General features: G+C 38.8%; 18 protein-coding genes and 1 pseudogene. All 19 read left to right on the top strand.

Annotated elements, in window-relative coordinates; all coding sequences use genetic code 11:
- Nucleotides 1–343 precede the first annotated feature (343 nt).
- The 19 genes and pseudogenes from ACOMA9_RS08070 to cpsA all read left to right on the top strand — a co-directional run bounded on the left by ACOMA9_RS08070 (nt 344) and on the right by cpsA (nt 17200).
- Nucleotides 344–1612 carry a competence/damage-inducible protein A gene (locus tag ACOMA9_RS08070; RefSeq protein ID WP_330945300.1) on the top strand — a complete coding sequence of 423 codons (1269 nt, stop codon included), beginning with the start codon at nt 344–346 and terminating at the stop codon, nt 1610–1612.
- Nucleotides 1613–1659: 47 nt separating this feature from the next.
- The gene (recA, locus tag ACOMA9_RS08065) at nt 1660–2805 is read left to right on the top strand and encodes a recombinase RecA (protein WP_330945299.1); all 1146 of its coding nucleotides are present in this window, start codon (nt 1660–1662) and stop codon (nt 2803–2805) included.
- Nucleotides 2806–2891: 86 nt separating this feature from the next.
- Nucleotides 2892–3290 (top strand): transcriptional regulator Spx, encoded by a 399-nt coding sequence (spx, locus tag ACOMA9_RS08060; RefSeq protein ID WP_003027770.1) that lies wholly within the window; start codon nt 2892–2894, stop codon nt 3288–3290.
- A gap of 83 nt (nt 3291–3373) precedes the next feature.
- Nucleotides 3374–3943, top strand: coding sequence for an SP0191 family lipoprotein (locus ACOMA9_RS08055; protein WP_003027769.1), 570 nt, complete (start codon nt 3374–3376; stop codon nt 3941–3943).
- 104 nt (nt 3944–4047) lie between these two features.
- On the top strand, nt 4048–4605 hold the full coding sequence (locus ACOMA9_RS08050) for an SP0191 family lipoprotein (protein ID WP_330945298.1): 558 nt from the start codon (nt 4048–4050) through the stop codon (nt 4603–4605).
- Nucleotides 4606–4727: 122 nt separating this feature from the next.
- Nucleotides 4728–4994, top strand: coding sequence for an IreB family regulatory phosphoprotein (locus tag ACOMA9_RS08045; RefSeq protein WP_009569646.1), 267 nt, complete (start codon nt 4728–4730; stop codon nt 4992–4994).
- Nucleotides 4994–5413 carry a Holliday junction resolvase RuvX gene (gene ruvX, locus ACOMA9_RS08040; protein ID WP_003027766.1) on the top strand — a complete coding sequence of 140 codons (420 nt, stop codon included), beginning with the start codon at nt 4994–4996 and terminating at the stop codon, nt 5411–5413. Before ACOMA9_RS08045 ends, ruvX begins: the two co-directional genes overlap by 1 nt.
- Before the next feature lie 17 nt (nt 5414–5430).
- Nucleotides 5431–5742 (top strand): DUF1292 domain-containing protein, encoded by a 312-nt coding sequence (locus tag ACOMA9_RS08035; RefSeq protein ID WP_003027765.1) that lies wholly within the window; start codon nt 5431–5433, stop codon nt 5740–5742.
- Between the two features lie 200 nt (nt 5743–5942).
- Entirely contained in the window at nt 5943–7184 is a 1242-nt protein-coding gene (locus ACOMA9_RS08030; protein ID WP_421425168.1) for a bifunctional folylpolyglutamate synthase/dihydrofolate synthase, read from the top strand.
- Between the two features lie 47 nt (nt 7185–7231).
- On the top strand, nt 7232–7669 hold the full coding sequence (locus ACOMA9_RS08025) for an SP_0198 family lipoprotein (RefSeq protein ID WP_421425166.1): 438 nt from the start codon (nt 7232–7234) through the stop codon (nt 7667–7669).
- A gap of 259 nt (nt 7670–7928) precedes the next feature.
- Complete coding sequence (gene cls / locus ACOMA9_RS08020) at nt 7929–9461, top strand: cardiolipin synthase (RefSeq protein WP_421425163.1); 1533 nt, start codon at nt 7929–7931, stop codon at nt 9459–9461.
- Nucleotides 9462–9524: 63 nt separating this feature from the next.
- Nucleotides 9525–9659, top strand: coding sequence for a hypothetical protein (locus ACOMA9_RS08015; protein WP_003027761.1), 135 nt, complete (start codon nt 9525–9527; stop codon nt 9657–9659).
- Nucleotides 9660–9713: 54 nt separating this feature from the next.
- Nucleotides 9714–11255, top strand: a complete 1542-nt coding sequence (locus ACOMA9_RS08010) for a glycosyltransferase family protein (protein WP_421425160.1) — start codon at nt 9714–9716, stop codon at nt 11253–11255.
- Nucleotides 11256–11361: 106 nt separating this feature from the next.
- Nucleotides 11362–13572, top strand: a complete 2211-nt coding sequence (gene nrdD / locus ACOMA9_RS08005; RefSeq protein WP_421425158.1) for an anaerobic ribonucleoside-triphosphate reductase — start codon at nt 11362–11364, stop codon at nt 13570–13572.
- 8 nt (nt 13573–13580) lie between these two features.
- On the top strand, nt 13581–13721 hold the full coding sequence (locus tag ACOMA9_RS08000) for a hypothetical protein (RefSeq protein ID WP_003027756.1): 141 nt from the start codon (nt 13581–13583) through the stop codon (nt 13719–13721).
- A gap of 59 nt (nt 13722–13780) precedes the next feature.
- Nucleotides 13781–14278, top strand: a pseudogene (locus ACOMA9_RS07995) (GNAT family N-acetyltransferase).
- Between the two features lie 9 nt (nt 14279–14287).
- Nucleotides 14288–14791 carry a GNAT family N-acetyltransferase gene (locus tag ACOMA9_RS07990; protein WP_003027752.1) on the top strand — a complete coding sequence of 168 codons (504 nt, stop codon included), beginning with the start codon at nt 14288–14290 and terminating at the stop codon, nt 14789–14791.
- Nucleotides 14792–14795: 4 nt separating this feature from the next.
- Nucleotides 14796–15401, top strand: coding sequence for an anaerobic ribonucleoside-triphosphate reductase activating protein (gene nrdG, locus ACOMA9_RS07985; RefSeq protein ID WP_003027750.1), 606 nt, complete (start codon nt 14796–14798; stop codon nt 15399–15401).
- Between the two features lie 347 nt (nt 15402–15748).
- Nucleotides 15749–17200, top strand: coding sequence for an LCP family glycopolymer transferase CpsA (gene cpsA, locus ACOMA9_RS07980; RefSeq protein ID WP_421425156.1), 1452 nt, complete (start codon nt 15749–15751; stop codon nt 17198–17200).

The following is a 17200-nucleotide window of genomic DNA, read 5'->3' as shown; positions in this document are numbered from 1 at the left end:
TCGGTCAGTTATGGTAAGATGGTAGTAGCTCATAGTTTTTCCTCGGGTTCTGTTTGTGTGGTTACTTACAGTTTACACCAATGAAACGCTATGAGTTTTTTTGTTGCACTATATTTTACAATTTATCTATTATAAAAAGAAAAAGTTCCTTTGCCAATAGCATCTTGCCTAACAATCCAGTTATTCTCCATAACAAACAGATTTTCAAAAGTTATCCACATGATGTTGACAAGTTTGTCAAGGAACTTGACAGCTCTTTTTATTTCCTGAAATGAAAATCAACTTTTTTAAGATTTTTTGTGATAAAATAAAATCAATTGCGAATAGTAAGGTAGGAGGTTTTATGAAAGCAGAAATTATTGCTGTGGGTACTGAAATTCTGACAGGTCAAATTGTCAATACAAACACCCAATTTTTATCTGAAAAATTAGCGAGTCTGGGAGTAGATGTGTATTTCCAAACAGCGGTCGGAGATAATGAAGCTCGTCTGTTATCCATTTTAGAAATCGCTCGAAATCGTAGTAATTTGATCATCTTAACTGGAGGATTAGGTCCAACAGAAGATGACTTGACTAAGCAGACTTTGTCAAAATTCTTAAATCGTAGGTTGGTATTTGACCGAATGGCTACGGAGAAATTGGATCGCTTCTTCGCAAGTCGACCGGACTATGTGCGAACACCCAATAATGAGCGACAAGCTCAGATAGTGGAAGGCTCGACCTCTCTCCAAAACGAAACCGGACTTGCAGTGGGGGGCGTGATTGAAGTCAGTGGGGTGACTTATGTCGTTCTGCCTGGACCGCCTAGTGAATTAAAACCTATGGTAAATAATGAGCTGGTTCCGCTCTTAGCAACTGGTCAAAAATTGTATTCAAGAGTTTTGCGTTTCTTTGGTATTGGTGAAAGTCAATTAGTAACCCTTTTAGGGGATTTAATTGATACTCAAACGGATCCGACCATTGCTCCTTATGCTAAGACGGGAGAAGTAACTTTGCGATTGTCCACCAAGGCTACTAGTCAAAAGGAAGCGGATGTTAAGTTTACTCGTTTAGAAAAGAAAATTTTAGCAGTACAAACTTTTGAGAAACAACATTTAGCTGATCTTTTCTATGCTTATGGAGATGATAATTCTCTGGGACAAACAGCTTTTGAACTGTTGAGAAGAGCAGGAAAGACTGTCACAGCAGCTGAAAGTTTGACTGCAGGACTCTTTCAAGCAACTTTGGCAAACTTTGCTGGAGCCTCCAATGTCTTTAGTGGTGGCTTTGTTACCTACAGTATGGAGGAAAAGAGCCGAATGTTGGGCATTTCATTGGCAGGCTTGGAAAAGCATGGGGTAGTTTCAGCTTTTACAGCTGAGAAAATGGCTGAGCAGGCAAGAAAATTGACCGCTAGTGACTATGCGGTGAGCTTGACAGGTGTGGCAGGTCCAGACAGCTTAGAAGGACATCCAGCAGGGACAGTTTATATCGGCCTAGCAACCACAGAAGACGTTCAGTCTATTAAGGTTAATATTGCCGGTCGCAGTCGGACAGATGTACGTAAAATAGCCGTTCTGCATGCTTTCAATCTGCTGCGAAAAACTTTATTAAAAAACGAAAATATGCTATAATGATTAGATAGGCAAAAAAATAATTTATCACTATACAGGAGAAATAAATGGCAAAAAAACAAAAAAAATTAGAAGAAATTTCAAAGAAATTTGGCGAGGAACGTCAAAAAGCGCTAGATACTGCACTTAAAAATATTGAAAAAGATTTTGGTAAAGGAGCGATTATGCGCCTAGGTGAGCGCGCTGAACAAAAAGTTCAAGTCATGAGTTCAGGTAGCTTGGCGCTAGATATCGCTCTTGGTGCAGGAGGGTATCCAAAGGGGCGGATTATTGAAATCTATGGACCAGAGTCTTCTGGTAAGACGACCGTAGCTCTTCATGCAGTAGCGCAAACTCAAAAAGAAGGCGGTATTGCAGCTTTTATTGATGCAGAACACGCTCTTGACCCGGCTTATGCACAAGCCCTTGGAGTTAATATTGATGAACTCTTACTTTCTCAGCCAGACTCTGGTGAGCAAGGTCTTGAGATTGCTGGGAAATTGATTGACTCTGGTGCGGTAGATTTGGTAGTTATTGACTCCGTGGCAGCCCTCGTACCACGTGCTGAGATTGATGGAGACATTGGAGATAGTCACGTTGGTTTGCAAGCGCGGATGATGAGTCAAGCTATGCGTAAATTGTCTGCTTCTATTAACAAAACGAAGACAATTGCGATTTTCATCAACCAATTGCGTGAAAAAGTTGGTATTATGTTTGGAAATCCAGAAACAACACCTGGTGGTCGTGCCTTGAAATTCTATGCGTCTGTCCGTTTGGATGTTCGCGGAAATACCCAAATCAAGGGAACTGGTGATGAAAAAGATACCAATGTTGGTAAGGAAACTAAGATTAAGGTTGTGAAGAATAAGGTTGCTCCGCCATTCAAGGAAGCTTTCGTAGAAATCATGTATGGCGAAGGAATTTCTAAAACAGGCGAGTTGATTAAAATTGCGACAGACCTTGATATTATCAAAAAAGCGGGTGCTTGGTATTCTTATAATGATGAAAAGATTGGTCAAGGGTCTGAAAATGCTAAGAAATACTTGGCGGATCATCCAGAAATTTTTGATGAAATTGATCATAAAGTTCGAGTGCATTACGGTTTGATTGAGGATGATGCCGAAGATGAAAAAAATGCAGAAGCAACCAAATCAGCAAACAAGGTGGAGGAAGTAACGCTAGACTTGGATAACGCGATTGAGATTGAGGAATAATTTTTTGAAAATAGGTCGCAAGACGGAGGGATTTTGTGGTATAATATAGTATGATAATAGTACCGTGTGGCGAAAGGAGTACTTACATGATTACAATTTATACTGTCTCAAGTTGCACTAGTTGTAAAAAAGCAAAAACATGGCTCAATGCTCACCAGTTAACTTATAAAGAACAAAATCTTGGTAAAGAAGGAATTACAAAAGAAGAGTTATTAGATATTCTAACAAAAACTGAAAATGGGGTTGCAAGCATTGTTTCTTCAAAAAATCGTTATGCAAAAGGCTTAGGTGTAGATATTGAAGAATTAAGTGTGAATGAAGTGATTGACTTGATTATGGAAACTCCACGCATCTTGAAAAGTCCTATTTTAGTAGATGACAAGCGCCTACAAGTGGGATACAAAGAAGATGATATTCGTGCATTCTTGCCTCGTTCAGTTCGTAACGTTGAAAATACAGAAGCACGCTTACGTGCAGCCTTGTAAAGAGTGGAATTTCCGCTCTTTTTATTTTACAGTTTGTTATGTTTGGAAATGTGGTAAAATAAAAAACGAGGAGGAGTTTAATTATGAAAAGAAGCTTGATTCTATTAACCATTATTCTTACTATCTTAGCTGGATGTAGTCAAAAGAAGGAAACAAAATCAAAAACAAGCAAGCAATCAATTGATAATATGTTGCCGGTTATTGCAAGTGCTGAAAAAGAAACCGTTGTGACAAAAAACTTATCATTCCCTAAAACAGCTGAAGGGGTTCAACAAACACAAACAATTACTTACAAAGGCGATCAATTTTTAAGTTTAACGATTGAGCAAATCATGCCGATGAAAGAAGAAATGAAAAAAGTAGTTGCGGAAGTTGGAGTTGCTGAGGCGCAAAAATTATTGGAGAAATCTTTGTCTGAAGATGAAAAATTTACACAAGCAAAAAGTTTGGAAGGTTTTTCGACCTCTTTGGAAATTATAAATGAGCAAGAATTGAAGCGAATTCATACTTTTGATTTTCAAGTTTTGGATGTTAATAAAGCCGCAAATACTGAGTATTTAAAGAATATGAAATTAAAAGAATTTTTAAAAATGAAACCAAAAGAATATGTTGAAGATCAGATTGCCAGTGGTGCAACGGAAGTCAATCAATAACTTGTTAAACACGAATTGATTTTTTAGACGGCTATTTTTGACAACGCTTACAAAAGATGGTATACTATTCTTATAAAGCTCTAAAATACAAGGAGGATATTTTTATGAGAAAATCGGTTGTTTTGTTAGGAGCAAGTTTGTTGCTACTCACAGCTTGTGGTCAAAAATCCGGTCAGAATCAGTCAGGGAATAGTAAGACTGGTTCGAGTGTTGTGAAAAAGGATTCTGTTGTGACCAAGTCTTTTCAACAAAAACAGACTGTCCAAGGGATTGAACAAACACTTACGCAAACTATTTCTTATGAAGGAAAAACCTTTAAGAAGTTTGTGATAAATCTTGAACAAATACTTCCTGAAAATATGAAGAGTGCATTAGCGGGTCAAGATTTAGAAAGCACTAAGCCGTACTTGATTTCTGCTTTTGAAAAGGCTGCAGGATTGGATAAATTTAAGTCTTTGGGCGGTGTTGATATTAAAACAGACGTTACAAAAGACTATATTATTAAAGTTACGATCAATATTGATATGAGCAAAATCAACCTTGATGAAGCATCAAAACTGGATACATATGGCTCTATGTTTTCAACTATCAAAAATTTAACACCCAAACAATATATTGAATCTGTCAAAGCAGCTGGTGCTAAAGAAGTTGCAAATCCATGATTTTATAGGTGTATATGAAACAAAAAAAGCTGAATTTATTCAGCTTTTTTCAACCCCTTTCATTTGTGAAAAGCCTTGAAATGTGCTATAATATAGGTATTCTAGTGAAAGAAGGTGTAATTGTGGGATTTACAGATGAGACAGTACGTTTTAATCTTGATGATTCAAACAAAAAAGAGATTAGTGAAACATTGAAAGATGTCTATGTGTCGCTGAATGAAAAGGGCTATAACCCAATCAACCAAATCGTAGGATACGTGCTTAGTGGTGATCCTGCGTATGTACCTCGCTATAATAATGCACGAAATCAAATTCGTAAATATGAACGTGATGAGATTGTAGAAGAATTAGTTCGTTATTATTTGAAAGGGCAAGGCATTGATCTCTAATGAGAATTATGGGGTTAGATGTTGGTTCAAAAACGGTTGGTGTCGCGGTTAGTGATCCACTTGGTTTTACAGCTCAAGGACTTGAAATTATTCCTATTGATGAAGAAAAAGGGGAATTTGGTTTTGATCGTTTGAATGGGCTTGTCCAAGAATATAAGGTTGACAAGTTCGTTGTAGGACTCCCAAAAAATATGAACAATACAAGTGGTCCGCGTGTCGAAGCAAGTCAGGCTTATGGGACTAAGATTGAGCAGCTATTTCATTTGCCAGTTGAATACCAAGATGAGCGCCTAACAACAGTAGCTGCGGAGAGAATGTTGATTGAGCAGGCAGATGTGAGCAGAAAGAAGCGGAAAAAAGTGATTGATAAGCTCGCAGCGCAGCTCATTTTACAAAATTATTTAGATCGAAATTTTTAATAAATAAAGGAGAAAACATGGCACACGATCATAACCATGACCATGAACACGAAGAACGTGAACTAATTACTTTAGTGGATGAGCAAGGAAACGAAACTTTGTTTGAAATTCTCTTGACCATTGATGGAAAAGAAGAATTTGGGAAAAACTACGTTCTATTGATTCCAGCTAGCGCAGAAGAAGATGAAAATGGTGAGGTAGAAATTCAAGCCTACTCGTTTACTGAAAATGAGGACGGAACAGAAGGCGATCTGCAACCAATCCCAGAAGATTCAGATGCTGAATGGGACATGATTGAAGAAGTTTTCAATAGCTTTATGGAAGAATAAAAATTGCGTACACTAGCTTTTCGTATTACAAACAATGAAGAGATTGAAAGGCTGTGTGAATCGTTATTTTATGGTATACGAATGAGTGGTTGGTTTAATTCCTATGTGGGGCAAGAGTGCTAACTATTCAAGTGAGTTGTGGGGTGTGACATGAACCAAAATCTGGTTCTGTTTCACTCCCTTTTTGCTGGGAGAAGAATATGAATGAAATTGAAATGTGGTTGGAAAGTCGCATTGGACTAAACTTTCGCTCTGGTTTAGAGCGAATGAGACAGGCTATAAGTCTTTTGGATCATCCGGAAGAAAATTATCCCATTATTCATGTGACAGGAACGAACGGGAAAGGCTCAACGATTGCGTTTATGAGTCAGCTATTCGTGCAGCACGAAAAGAAAGTGGGAACTTTTACGTCACCTCACATGGCAAGTGTTCACGATCGGATTTGTATCAACCATGAACCCATTTCTGATGAAGATTTCGTTCGACTGGGACGCCAAGTTCGGAAAATGGAAAGACAGCTTCGACAAACACATGCCCCACTTTCTTATTTTGAAATTTTAACACTCATAGCTTTATTGTATTTCGAAGAAGAGCAGGTAGATGTGGCTTTAATTGAGGTGGGAATTGGTGGACTTTTAGATGCAACAAATGTAGTGATAGGAGATGTTGCGGTTGTAACGTCTGTAGGATTGGATCATCAAGAAACATTAGGAGACTCCATAGTAGCAATTGCGGAGCAGAAAGCAGGAATTTTCAAGAAAAAGGAACGAGCTGTTATCGGGCCGCTGGCTGAAGAAGCCAGAAGGGTCTGCGAATTGCGCGCAGATGAGTTGGGAGTTGTTTTGTATGAATACGGTAGGGATTTTTCATTTTCAAAAGGACAATTTTCTAATCAAGATAAAATGATAGTTGGTTTACAGCTGGGGCTCAAAGGTACTTATCAGGAAGAAAATGCAGCTGTTGCTTTGCAAAGTTTTCTTTTATTTATGAAACAGCAAAATTGGCAACCACAAGTAAAATGGATACGCAAGGCTTTGCAAGAGACCCATTGGGAAGGGAGACTGGAATATTTTGAGAGAGGAATTTATTTGGACGGGGCTCACAATTTACCCGCTTTGTCACGTTTGGTGGAGTTTATTCGCCAGCAAGGACAAAAAGAAATCTTTCTCTTATTCGGTGCTTTGAAACGCAAAAATTATCAGGGGATGCTGTCTTATCTTCAGCAGGAATTGCCTCATGTGCAGTTGTTTGTAACGACTTTTGAGGATGACGGTGCAGCAAATGAACAGGACTTTACAAATGGTCTCTACATTGCCTCTTATCAGGACTTTATCGAACAATTTATTAAAAGCGCTAATGACAATCAGCTCCTTTTTGTAACAGGTTCTCTTTATTTTATTGCGGAAGTTCGTGCTTTTCTTTTGGAGAAAGAAATTGACTGATTAGAATGGTGAATGGTATAATAGAAATGCAGGTAAAGGAGGGGAAAATGGCACATTTAAAGAAATTCAGTTACGTCACATTTTTTCTGATAGGACTTATCATTTTGGCGTCGTGCGTCAAGTCTAACCAAACTTCACCGTCTTCTCAATCTGTCTCAAGCAGCCAATCGACTACAGTCTCAAGTGAGAGTAGTGATTCGCCAACTATTGCAGAAAATTCGTCAGAAAAATTAGACGGTACTTATAAAGGTATGGACGAAGAAGATGAGATTACTTTGGTTATCAAAGGAAATAGTGGTACGTGGACAGAAAAAGAGCCAAACGGTAAAGAGAAAGTAAAACAGGTGAGCATTGATCCGACAAATCAGCGAATGACGATTGGTGATGACATTGAGCGTTATATGATTGATGGCAAACAGTTAACGATTGAGGATATTGAGCAAGAAAATGGAGAAAATGATGCAGTTGTTTTAACGAAGCAATAGCCTTTCTGGGACTGGAGCAAATTTTAGCCACTCTCCAGATTGTTGAAGCATGCGGAAGTGAAAAGGGAACAGGCAATATGTCAGTTAGCACTTAGAATAAGGGAGTGAGGAAAAGTTGATGGTTACGAACCACAACTTTTCTTTTACTCTTTTTTGCTCTAATGAAAAAATACTTTGAATATCGAAGAATGAGTGATTCTGGCTTGATTTATTAGGAAATCCCCGTTATACTAGTACTAAGTAAAAACAGGGAGAGAAAATGAATCTTAGGAAATTTCAGCTATTGATGTCAAAATATGGTTTCAGTATTATTATCATGTTACTAGAACTTGCGCTCATTTTTTGGTTTTTCTTTTGGCTTGGTCGCTGGACACCTACTTTATGGATTGTCTTTGTGATTTTATTCAGCTTGGCAACGATTTTAGCGATTGTCAATCGTTCAATGACACCGGAAAGTAAAGTAACTTGGCTCTTGGTAGCGTTTGTTCCAGTCATTGGCCCCTTGCTTTATTTGATGTTTGGCGAGCGCCGATTATCCAGAAGTGAACTGAAACAGCTAAAAAATATGGATCAGATGAAATTTCGTGAGGACAATAGCTATGAGTTGCGGTTAGACTTGAAAAAAACAGATAAATCAGCTTACGGGATTATCAAGTCGCTTCTCAGCATGGATCATAATGCGGATGTTTACGACGGCACGGAATCGCAATTTTTCCCTTTGGGAGAAGAGATGTTCCAGAAAATGCTGGAAGATTTATGCAAAGCAGAAAAATTTATTTTTTTGGAATATTACATTGTGGAAGAAGGTATCATGTGGAATAGTATTTTGGATATTCTGCGTGAAAAGGCAGCCCAAGGTGTGGAAGTGAAAATGCTCTATGATGACATTGGCTGTATGGCAACTCTTCCGGGAGATTATACCAGCCGATTGCAGGCTATGGGGATTGACGCTCATAAGTTTAACAAAGTGATTCCGCGGATGACGGTGGCTTATAATAATCGAGATCATCGTAAAATTCTCGTCGTTGACGGGCAGATTGGCTATACTGGTGGCATCAATCTGGCAGATGAATATATCAATCACATCGAGCGATTTGGTCACTGGAAAGACGGTGGGATTCGTCTGAACGGGCGCGCTGTAAAAGCCTTGACACGGCTGTTTCTGATGAACTGGTATATCAACCGTGGGAAAATCAGTGATTTCGATCGCTATCATTTGGATAACAAAGCTGTAGATGCGCCAGGGCTCTATATTCCGTACGGAAGTGGACCGAAGCCCATGTACAAAGCTCAAGTGGGTAAAAATGTCTATCAAAATATAATCAGTCAGGCGACAGATTATGTGTATATTGCCACGCCGTATTTAATCATTGATTATGATTTGACGGAAGACATCAAAAATGCTGCTATGCGGGGGGTAGATGTCCGCATTGTGACACCTTATATTCCAGATAAAAAAATCATTCAGCTCATTACGCGAGGAGCTTATCCAGATTTAATGGCGGCTGGGGTTCGGATTTACGAATATACACCGGGCTTTATTCACAGTAAGCATGTAGTGGCTGATGATGACTTTGGTGTTGTCGGAACAATCAATTTTGATTACCGCAGCTTAGTTCATCACTATGAAAATGCTGTTTTGATGTATAAAACGCCTTCTATGTTTGACTTGAAGCGAGATTTTGAGGAGTTGTTTGAAACCTCACAAGAAATACATGAAGATACCATTAAAAATACCTGGTATCAACGCTTGATTAAAGAAATTGTCGAATTATTTGCACCGATGCTATAAAATTCTTCTTGCAATGAGAGGAATTTTTTCTTTTTTACGAATAATCTAGTAAAAGGAGGCAGAATGGTTATAGGTTTATCACGTGAAGAAAAGGAATTTTTGAAAGAGTATGTGGCTGTAAGTTATCATCGTTTTCGAGAATTGGAATACTATACTTTACTTTTGCAAAAGATGCAGAACTTGTCAGAATCAAGCTGACAGATAAGGAAGATTTTGATATACTAGATAAGACTGATATCAAGGAGAATCTTTATGTATGATACAACGCCTGAACAAGAGATGAAAGAGACAGTAGCAGAGACGCTTCACGAAGAGAACGAGAAAAAATCGATTTTTATAGAGCCAACGTCGACTCCTTTTGTCGTTTTATTTTTGTGGAGCTTATTATTGAGCGTTTTGAGTGTCGCTAATCCATTGCTAACTAATCTTGCCACAAACCTGCAATCTCAAAATTTATATGCAGGTTGGGCAATGGCGCAAGGGCAGGTTATTTATGGAAATATCTATGGAACAAGTGGTCTACTTTATTATCTAGCTAATTGGGCGGGGGGTCTCTTCATTGGCAATATTTTCTTTGCGGTGATGCAATGCTTGGCTTTGTTTGTTGCAGGAATTTATCTGTTTAAAATCGTATATCAATTAACGGCTGTAAAAAACACTTCTATCAAAATCCTTTCTTTATTCTATTGTTTGACGCTCGCTTTAGGCTGGGGCGGCTTATACTCTAGTATTTTTGCTTTTCCTTTTGTATTTGGTGCGCTATACTTTCTGATGCGCTACGTGGCAGGAGAAGCCAGTGACAGAGGCTTTATTGGTTTTGGTGCTCTTGGTGCGCTGATGTTTATGACGGATCCAATGACAAGTCTTGTGTTTTATCTGATGGCTTTCATTGCTTTGTTAGTCTATAATATTGGGGCAAAGAAAAAAGCACGTGGTCTTTATCAATTTTTAGCTACACTTGTAGGCTTTTCGCTTGTGTTTTATCCTTTGGGATATTATACAGTTTTAAATGGTAGTTTTGGTCTCGCCATTAGTCAGATTCTTTATCCGTTGGAAAGTCTGCATTTTTCAGGGCAGCACTTGTTGTATAATGGTTTGCTTTATGGTGGACTCATTATTGGGCTTGGCGTAGTTGTGACTTGGGTGAGAAGTTTTTCATTGCCAGCGAATTCTTTGGAGCGATTTCTACAACTCTTTAGTTTTTTAGCCTCTCTCTTTCTTGTTATGTTTGTTTTCTTTTTGCCAGATTGGGGAGCTTATCAACTGTTGCCGATTTTGCCATTTTTTATGGTTCTAGTCAGTATGTGGCTTGGGAAACAGTCGTTCAATAGAGGTGGAAGGCACAGTAGAGTTCAAAAATCTTCGTCTGTTTTCGGAACTTATATTACAAAGAATGCTTTTTTACCGCTTCTAGCCATGATTTATTTAATTGGTTTTCCGTTTGTCAATCAGTATGTTTTATCGACAGGCGAAACAAGTGAGCGTATTTCTGCGGCAAATTATATCAAGAGTAAATCAAAGACTACTGATAAAATCTATGCTTGGGACACAACAGCAGCTCTTTACCAAGCGAGTGGGCGCCTATCTGCTGTACCGATTTTAACGCCTAGCTTATATCAAGGAACAGATGAAAATCAAATGTCCCTAGTGAATAGATTGAAAGAAACGACACCAACTTATATTTTAGTCAACAATCAAGTGTCTCTTCTGCAAGATATCAAAAAACAATTAAAAGAAAATTATCAGCAGACAGACCTAAAACTCAATCATTTCAAGCTCTATAAGTTGAAATAACAAATCAATATCTTGTGTTTGAAACAAAAAATAAAGTTTTTCACCACAAGATATTGATTTTTTTTGTTGGAGTGATATAATATGTCTTATACGAATGGAGGAGCTCATGATTGCATTAAAAGAAGACACAGTACAAGGATTTGCTGATATTTATGTAGAAAAACGTGACGGTCGTCGTGTGGCTTTTGACGCAGATAAGATTTACAAAGCGCTTGTTAAAGCCAGTCAAGAAGTAACGACGATGACTCCGTTGTTAGAAGCAAAACTTGAAGGCATTACCAATAAAATCGTAGCAGAAGTAATTGCACGTTTTCCTGCGGGTGTTAAAATTTATGAAATTCAGAATATCGTTGAGCATGAATTACTGAATGCCAATGAATATGCCATTGCAGAAAGCTATATTACTTACCGCACTCAACGTGATTTTGCGCGCTCAAAAGCAACAGATATCAACTTCACAATTGGCAAATTGCTCAACAAAGATCAAGCAGTTGTCAATGAAAATGCAAACAAAGATAGCGACGTTTTCAATACTCAACGAGATTTGACAGCGGGGATTGTTGGAAAATCAATCGGTTTGCAAATGTTACCGCCACATGTGGCAAATGCGCACCAAAAAGGAGACATTCACTATCACGATTTGGACTACAGTCCATATACGCCAATGACAAATTGCTGTTTGATTGATTTCAAAGGCATGTTGGGAAATGGTTTCAAGATTGGAAATGCAGAGGTAGAAAGTCCGAAGTCAATTCAAACTGCGACTGCGCAAATTTCTCAAATCATTGCAAACGTAGCTTCTAGCCAATATGGTGGCTGCTCTGCTGATCGAATTGATGAAGTTTTGGCGCCTTACGCTGAAAAAAATTATGAAAAACATTTGAAGGATGCGCGTGAATGGGTGCTTCCTGAAAAGCAAGAAGAGTTTGCCTGGACAAAGACTAAAAAAGACATTTATGATGCCATGCAATCTTTGGAGTATGAAATCAATACCTTGTTTACATCAAATGGACAAACGCCGTTTACTTCACTTGGTTTTGGACTTGGAACCAATCGTTTTGAGCGTGAAATTCAAAAAGCTATTCTTCAAATCCGCATCAAAGGTCTTGGCTCTGAGCACCGTACAGCTATCTTCCCTAAATTGATTTTCACGTTGAAGCGTGGATTGAATTTAGAACCTGGTAGTCCAAACTACGACATTAAGCGGTTGGCCTTGGAATGCGCTACGAAACGGATGTACCCAGATGTCTTGTCTTACGACAAGATTGTGGAATTAACAGGTTCTTTCAAAGTTCCAATGGGTTGTCGTTCTTTCTTACAAGGTTGGAAAGATGAAAATGGTCAAGAAGTCAATTCTGGTCGTATGAATCTTGGGGTTGTAACTGTCAACCTTCCAAGAATTGCCCTCGAATCTGAAGGTAATATGGATAAATTCTGGGAAATCTTCAATGAACGGATGAACATCGCTGAAGATGCCCTTGTCTATCGTGTGGAACGTACAAAAGAAGCAACACCAGCCAATGCTCCTATTCTTTATCAATACGGTGCTTTTGGAAAACGTCTTGGCAAATATGATAAGGTGGATCAACTCTTTAAACATCGTAGAGCTACGGTTTCTCTCGGCTATATTGGCCTGTATGAAGTAGCGACTGTCTTTTATGGTGGTGAGTGGGAACATAATCCAGAAGCCAAGAAATTTACAGTAGACATTGTTCGTGAAATGAAACGCCGTGTCGAAGAGTGGTCTGACCAATATGATTATCACTTCTCTGTTTATTCCACACCGTCTGAAAGTCTGACCGACCGTTTCTGTCGTCTGGATACAGAAAAATTTGGTCTTGTGAAAGATATTACAGATAAGGAATACTACACCAATAGTTTCCACTATGATGTCCGTAAGAATCCAACACCATTTGAAAAGTTAGACTTTGAAAAAGATTACCCAGCAGCGGGTGCGTCGGGAGGCTTTATCCACTATTGTGAATACCCTGTTTTGCAACAGAATCCAAAGGCGCTTGAAGCTGTTTGGGACTACGCTTATGACCGTGTGGGCTATCTAGGAACCAATACGCCGATTGACCATTGCTACAAATGCGATTTTGAAGGAGATTTCACACCAACAGAGCGCGGATTTACTTGTCCAAACTGTGGCAATAGCGATCCTAAGACAGTTGATGTTGTCAAGCGGACTTGTGGTTATCTTGGCAATCCTCAAGCTCGTCCAATGGTGAATGGTCGCCACAAGGAAATTTCAGCTCGTGTTAAACACATGAACGGCTCGACGATTAAATTTGAAGGGCATCATGTAGAAAAGTAGGAATTCTAATGGGAAAATATCAATTAGACGATAAGGGCAAAGCGCAGGTGGCACGCTATCATGAAAAGCATTCCAAAGGCGGAGTCAATAAAAAAGATCGTGTTGCAAATTTGCGAGAACAATTCTTACAAAAAACAAAGAAAAAATAGGAGAAAGAGTGAGGTTTGCATGAAGCTAGTCTCACTCTCTTTCTATCAAGGTGAGAAAAATGGAATTAAGACGACCAAGATTAGAAGATAAAGAGGCGGTGATAGACCTCATACTAGAATTTGAAAGGTCGAATGCTGCACACGATGGCGGTTTTTGGGACAAGGAAAATTTCGTTTATGAAGATTGGATTGCTGGAAACTAAGATGCGGAAATGGGTCTCAATATTCCTAATATATGGGTGCCGGCTATACAGTTTGTTGCCTTTGATAAAGGACAGGCTGTTGGCTTTCTAAATTTACGCTTGCGTCTGAATGAACATTTACGCGGACATGGCGGTCATATTGGTTATAGCGTTCGTCCAACTATGCAGGGGAAGGGCTATGCGACCGCTATGTTGAAAGAAGGGCTTCTTGTCGCTGCTTCAAAGAATATCCACCGAGTGCTAGTTACTTGTGCGGAGGACAATTCTGCTAGTAGGGCAGTTATTTTAAAAAACGGGGGCATATTAGAAGACATCCGACAGGGCACCGAACGCTATTGGATAGATTTGAATTAGGAGTAATTTATGGAATTACGAAGACCAGAATTGGCAGATAAAGAAGCGATACTTGAAATGATTGCAGAATACAAAGAGCAGGAGCTTCTCATGAATGGCGGTGTAGAAAGCACTTGGGCATGTGCAGAAAATTACGAAGATTGGTTGCAAATCAATCGTGATCAAGAGGCAGGACTGAATTTGAAAGAAGGGCGTGTTCCAGCTATTTTGTTTGCTTCCTTTGCAGATGATCGTGCATTAGGTTTTTTAGGGCTTCGTATGACACTAAATGATTTTTACTTAGAGTTGGGCGGGCATATTGGCTATGGCATTCGGCCTAGTGAGCGGGGGAAAGGGTATGGTAAACAACAATTAGCCTTGGCTTTACTTGAAGCCAAAAAATTAGCGCTCTCTCCCGTTCTGATTACTTGCGATATGGATAATGCTGCTAGTCGAGCAGTGATTTTGGCCAATGGTGGAGTGTTGGAAGATGTACGAGCTGGGAAAGAGCGCTATTGGATAGATTTGGGGTAGAAAAATGACATGGAATACACCGAAGCCAGGTGAGTGGAAAAGCGAAGAGTTAAGCAAGGGTCGCATTATTGACTACAAAGCCTTTAATTTTGTAGATGGCGAAGGGGTGCGTAATTCCCTCTATGTTAGCGGCTGCATGTTCCATTGCGAGGGCTGCTACAATGTAGCAACTTGGTCTTTTAATGCAGGGATTCCTTATACGCAGGAGCTTGAAGAGCAAATCATGAAAGATTTGGCAGAGCCCTATGTTCAAGGTTTGACCTTGCTTGGCGGAGAGCCTTTTCTCAATACAGGTATTCTCATTCCCTTGGTTAAGCGGATTCGTAAGGAATTGCCAAATAAAGATATTTGGTCTTGGACGGGCTACACATGGGAAGAAATGATGTTGGAAACACCCGATAAGCTGGAACTGCTGAGTCTTATTGATATCCTTGTTGATGGACGGTTTGACAAAGCCAAGAAAAATCTCATGCTGCAATTTCGCGGTTCTTCTAATCAACGAATCATTGATGTGCAAAAGTCTCTCAAAGCTGGGAAAGTGATCATTTGGGATAGACTGAATGATGGCACAGAAAGTTTTGAACAAGTTAATCGAGATAAAACAGAATAATGAACAAGTGAGAGGTTGGACTTGATTCCAGCCTCTTTTTGAGTTAGTAAAAAATATCAATGGTTGCTTGGTATCTTTGCTCGTATTTTATACTTCATAGACATCTAGGCAATTGTGTGAGAGTACGATTGACGATGGTTTCGACCAGAAATAAGAAAGTGAGAAACGCTTCTTTTAATGTTTTTGAGTTCTCTCTCACTTTCTTTTGCTTGCATAATAACTAAAGCGCTTAGAGAAAACGCATTTATCATTTAAAGTTTTTGTAATTCTTAAAGAATGTTTAACTTTCAGTTATTTTATGCTATAATAGGGATAATAAAATGGATATTTTTGCATAGGAGTTTCAAATGGCCAAAAAAAGATCGCGCTCTTCTAAGAAGAAAAGCAATCGGATCTTAAATATTGCTTTACTAGTCATCTTTGCATTGTTAGCAGCATTGTTGATTTTTTCAATGTTCCGATATAACATTTTAGCCTTTCGGTACATGAATGTTTTGGTATCAATCTTGCTAGCAGTTGTAGCACTAGGGACTGGCTTTTTAATTTTTAAAAACAAAGCGCGTGTCACAACGACGATTATACTTATTTTAGCGATTCTGGCAAGTTCAGGTGCGATGTATGCGGTTAAAGAAGTGCTAGATTTGTCTAATGGCTTAAATTCAACTTCCAACTACTCTGAATATGAAATGAGTGTGGTAGTACCGAAAAATAGCGATATCAAAGATATTAGTCAGGTCAAAAACATCCTCGCTCCGACAGCAAATGACGAAAAAAATATCAAGGCATTGACAGATAACTTAGCGCAAACAAAAAAAGTCAATCTAACAGTTAATCAGTCTTCGTCTTATCTGGCAGCTTATAAGTCTTTGATGAATGGCGAAGCGAAGGCTATGGTGTTAAATAGCGTCTTTGAAAGTGTGATCGAAAATGAATATCCAGATTATGCTTCAAAAATTAAGAAAATCTATACCTACAAGATTAGTAAAAAAATAGATAATGCTCAATCACCAACGACAAATAACGATGTATTCAATATTTATGTTAGTGGCATTGACACCTATGGTCCTGTTTCGTCTGTATCTCGCTCGGATGTAAATATCATCATGACGGTGAATCGCAAGACGAAAAAAGTGTTGTTAACAACAACACCGCGTGATGCTTACGTACCGATTGCTGATGGCGGCAACAATCAAAACGATAAATTGACGCACGCTGGTATTTATGGTGTGGAAGCATCCATTCACACATTGGAAAATCTCTACGGCATCAAAACTAACTATTATATCCGACTTAATTTCACTTCTTTCCTCAAATTGGTGGACTTGCTAGGTGGAATTGATGTTTATAATGACCAAGAATTTACAAGTTTACACGGGAATTATCATTTTGGCGTAGGAGATGTTCATCTAAATTCTGAGCAAGCTCTAGGCTTTGTGCGAGAACGCTATTCATTGAGTGGTGGTGATAATGACCGTGGTAAAAACCAAGAAAAGGTCATTGCGGCTATTATTAAAAAATTGACTTCAACACGCGCTTTGAAGAATTACAATGCTATTATTTCAGGACTACAAGATTCAGTTCAAACCAATATGAGTCTTGAAACCATGATGAGCCTAATCAACACGCAACTGGAATCTGGTGGTAGTTATACCGTGACTTCTCAGGCAGTTACGGGAGAAGGTCGTACGGGACTTCCGTCTTATGCCATGCCAGATGCGAATCTTTACATGATGGAATTAAATCAAGATAGTTTGAATGCAACTAAAGCAGCAATTCAGAAAGTAATGGAAGGTAAATGA

Origin of the sequence: Streptococcus atopicus (assembly GCF_049166725.1) — a bacterium.
In the GTDB taxonomy this organism is placed as follows: Bacteria; Bacillota; Bacilli; order Lactobacillales; family Streptococcaceae; genus Streptococcus; species Streptococcus hominis.
Note: the sequence above shows the minus strand (reverse complement) of the source record. Positions and strands in the feature narration are given on the sequence as shown.

Excerpts from the sequence above, each read along its gene's own strand:
- ACOMA9_RS08000 (WP_003027756.1), top strand. The coding sequence starts at position 13,581 with ATGGGAAAATATCAATTAGACGATAAGGGCAAAGCGCAGGTGGCACGC.
- cls (WP_421425163.1), top strand. The coding sequence starts at position 7,929 with ATGAATCTTAGGAAATTTCAGCTATTGATGTCAAAATATGGTTTCAGT.
- ACOMA9_RS08015 (WP_003027761.1), top strand. The coding sequence starts at position 9,525 with ATGGTTATAGGTTTATCACGTGAAGAAAAGGAATTTTTGAAAGAGTAT.
- ACOMA9_RS08055 (WP_003027769.1), top strand. The coding sequence starts at position 3,374 with ATGAAAAGAAGCTTGATTCTATTAACCATTATTCTTACTATCTTAGCT.
- ACOMA9_RS08025 (WP_421425166.1), top strand. The coding sequence starts at position 7,232 with ATGGCACATTTAAAGAAATTCAGTTACGTCACATTTTTTCTGATAGGA.
- ACOMA9_RS08030 (WP_421425168.1), top strand. The coding sequence starts at position 5,943 with ATGAATGAAATTGAAATGTGGTTGGAAAGTCGCATTGGACTAAACTTT.
- ACOMA9_RS07990 (WP_003027752.1), top strand. The coding sequence starts at position 14,288 with ATGGAATTACGAAGACCAGAATTGGCAGATAAAGAAGCGATACTTGAA.
- ACOMA9_RS08035 (WP_003027765.1), top strand. The coding sequence starts at position 5,431 with ATGGCACACGATCATAACCATGACCATGAACACGAAGAACGTGAACTA.
- ruvX (WP_003027766.1), top strand. The coding sequence starts at position 4,994 with ATGAGAATTATGGGGTTAGATGTTGGTTCAAAAACGGTTGGTGTCGCG.
- cpsA (WP_421425156.1), top strand. The coding sequence starts at position 15,749 with ATGGCCAAAAAAAGATCGCGCTCTTCTAAGAAGAAAAGCAATCGGATC.
- ACOMA9_RS08050 (WP_330945298.1), top strand. The coding sequence starts at position 4,048 with ATGAGAAAATCGGTTGTTTTGTTAGGAGCAAGTTTGTTGCTACTCACA.
- ACOMA9_RS08010 (WP_421425160.1), top strand. The coding sequence starts at position 9,714 with ATGTATGATACAACGCCTGAACAAGAGATGAAAGAGACAGTAGCAGAG.
- nrdD (WP_421425158.1), top strand. The coding sequence starts at position 11,362 with ATGATTGCATTAAAAGAAGACACAGTACAAGGATTTGCTGATATTTAT.
- ACOMA9_RS08070 (WP_330945300.1), top strand. The coding sequence starts at position 344 with ATGAAAGCAGAAATTATTGCTGTGGGTACTGAAATTCTGACAGGTCAA.
- recA (WP_330945299.1), top strand. The coding sequence starts at position 1,660 with ATGGCAAAAAAACAAAAAAAATTAGAAGAAATTTCAAAGAAATTTGGC.
- nrdG (WP_003027750.1), top strand. The coding sequence starts at position 14,796 with ATGACATGGAATACACCGAAGCCAGGTGAGTGGAAAAGCGAAGAGTTA.
- spx (WP_003027770.1), top strand. The coding sequence starts at position 2,892 with ATGATTACAATTTATACTGTCTCAAGTTGCACTAGTTGTAAAAAAGCA.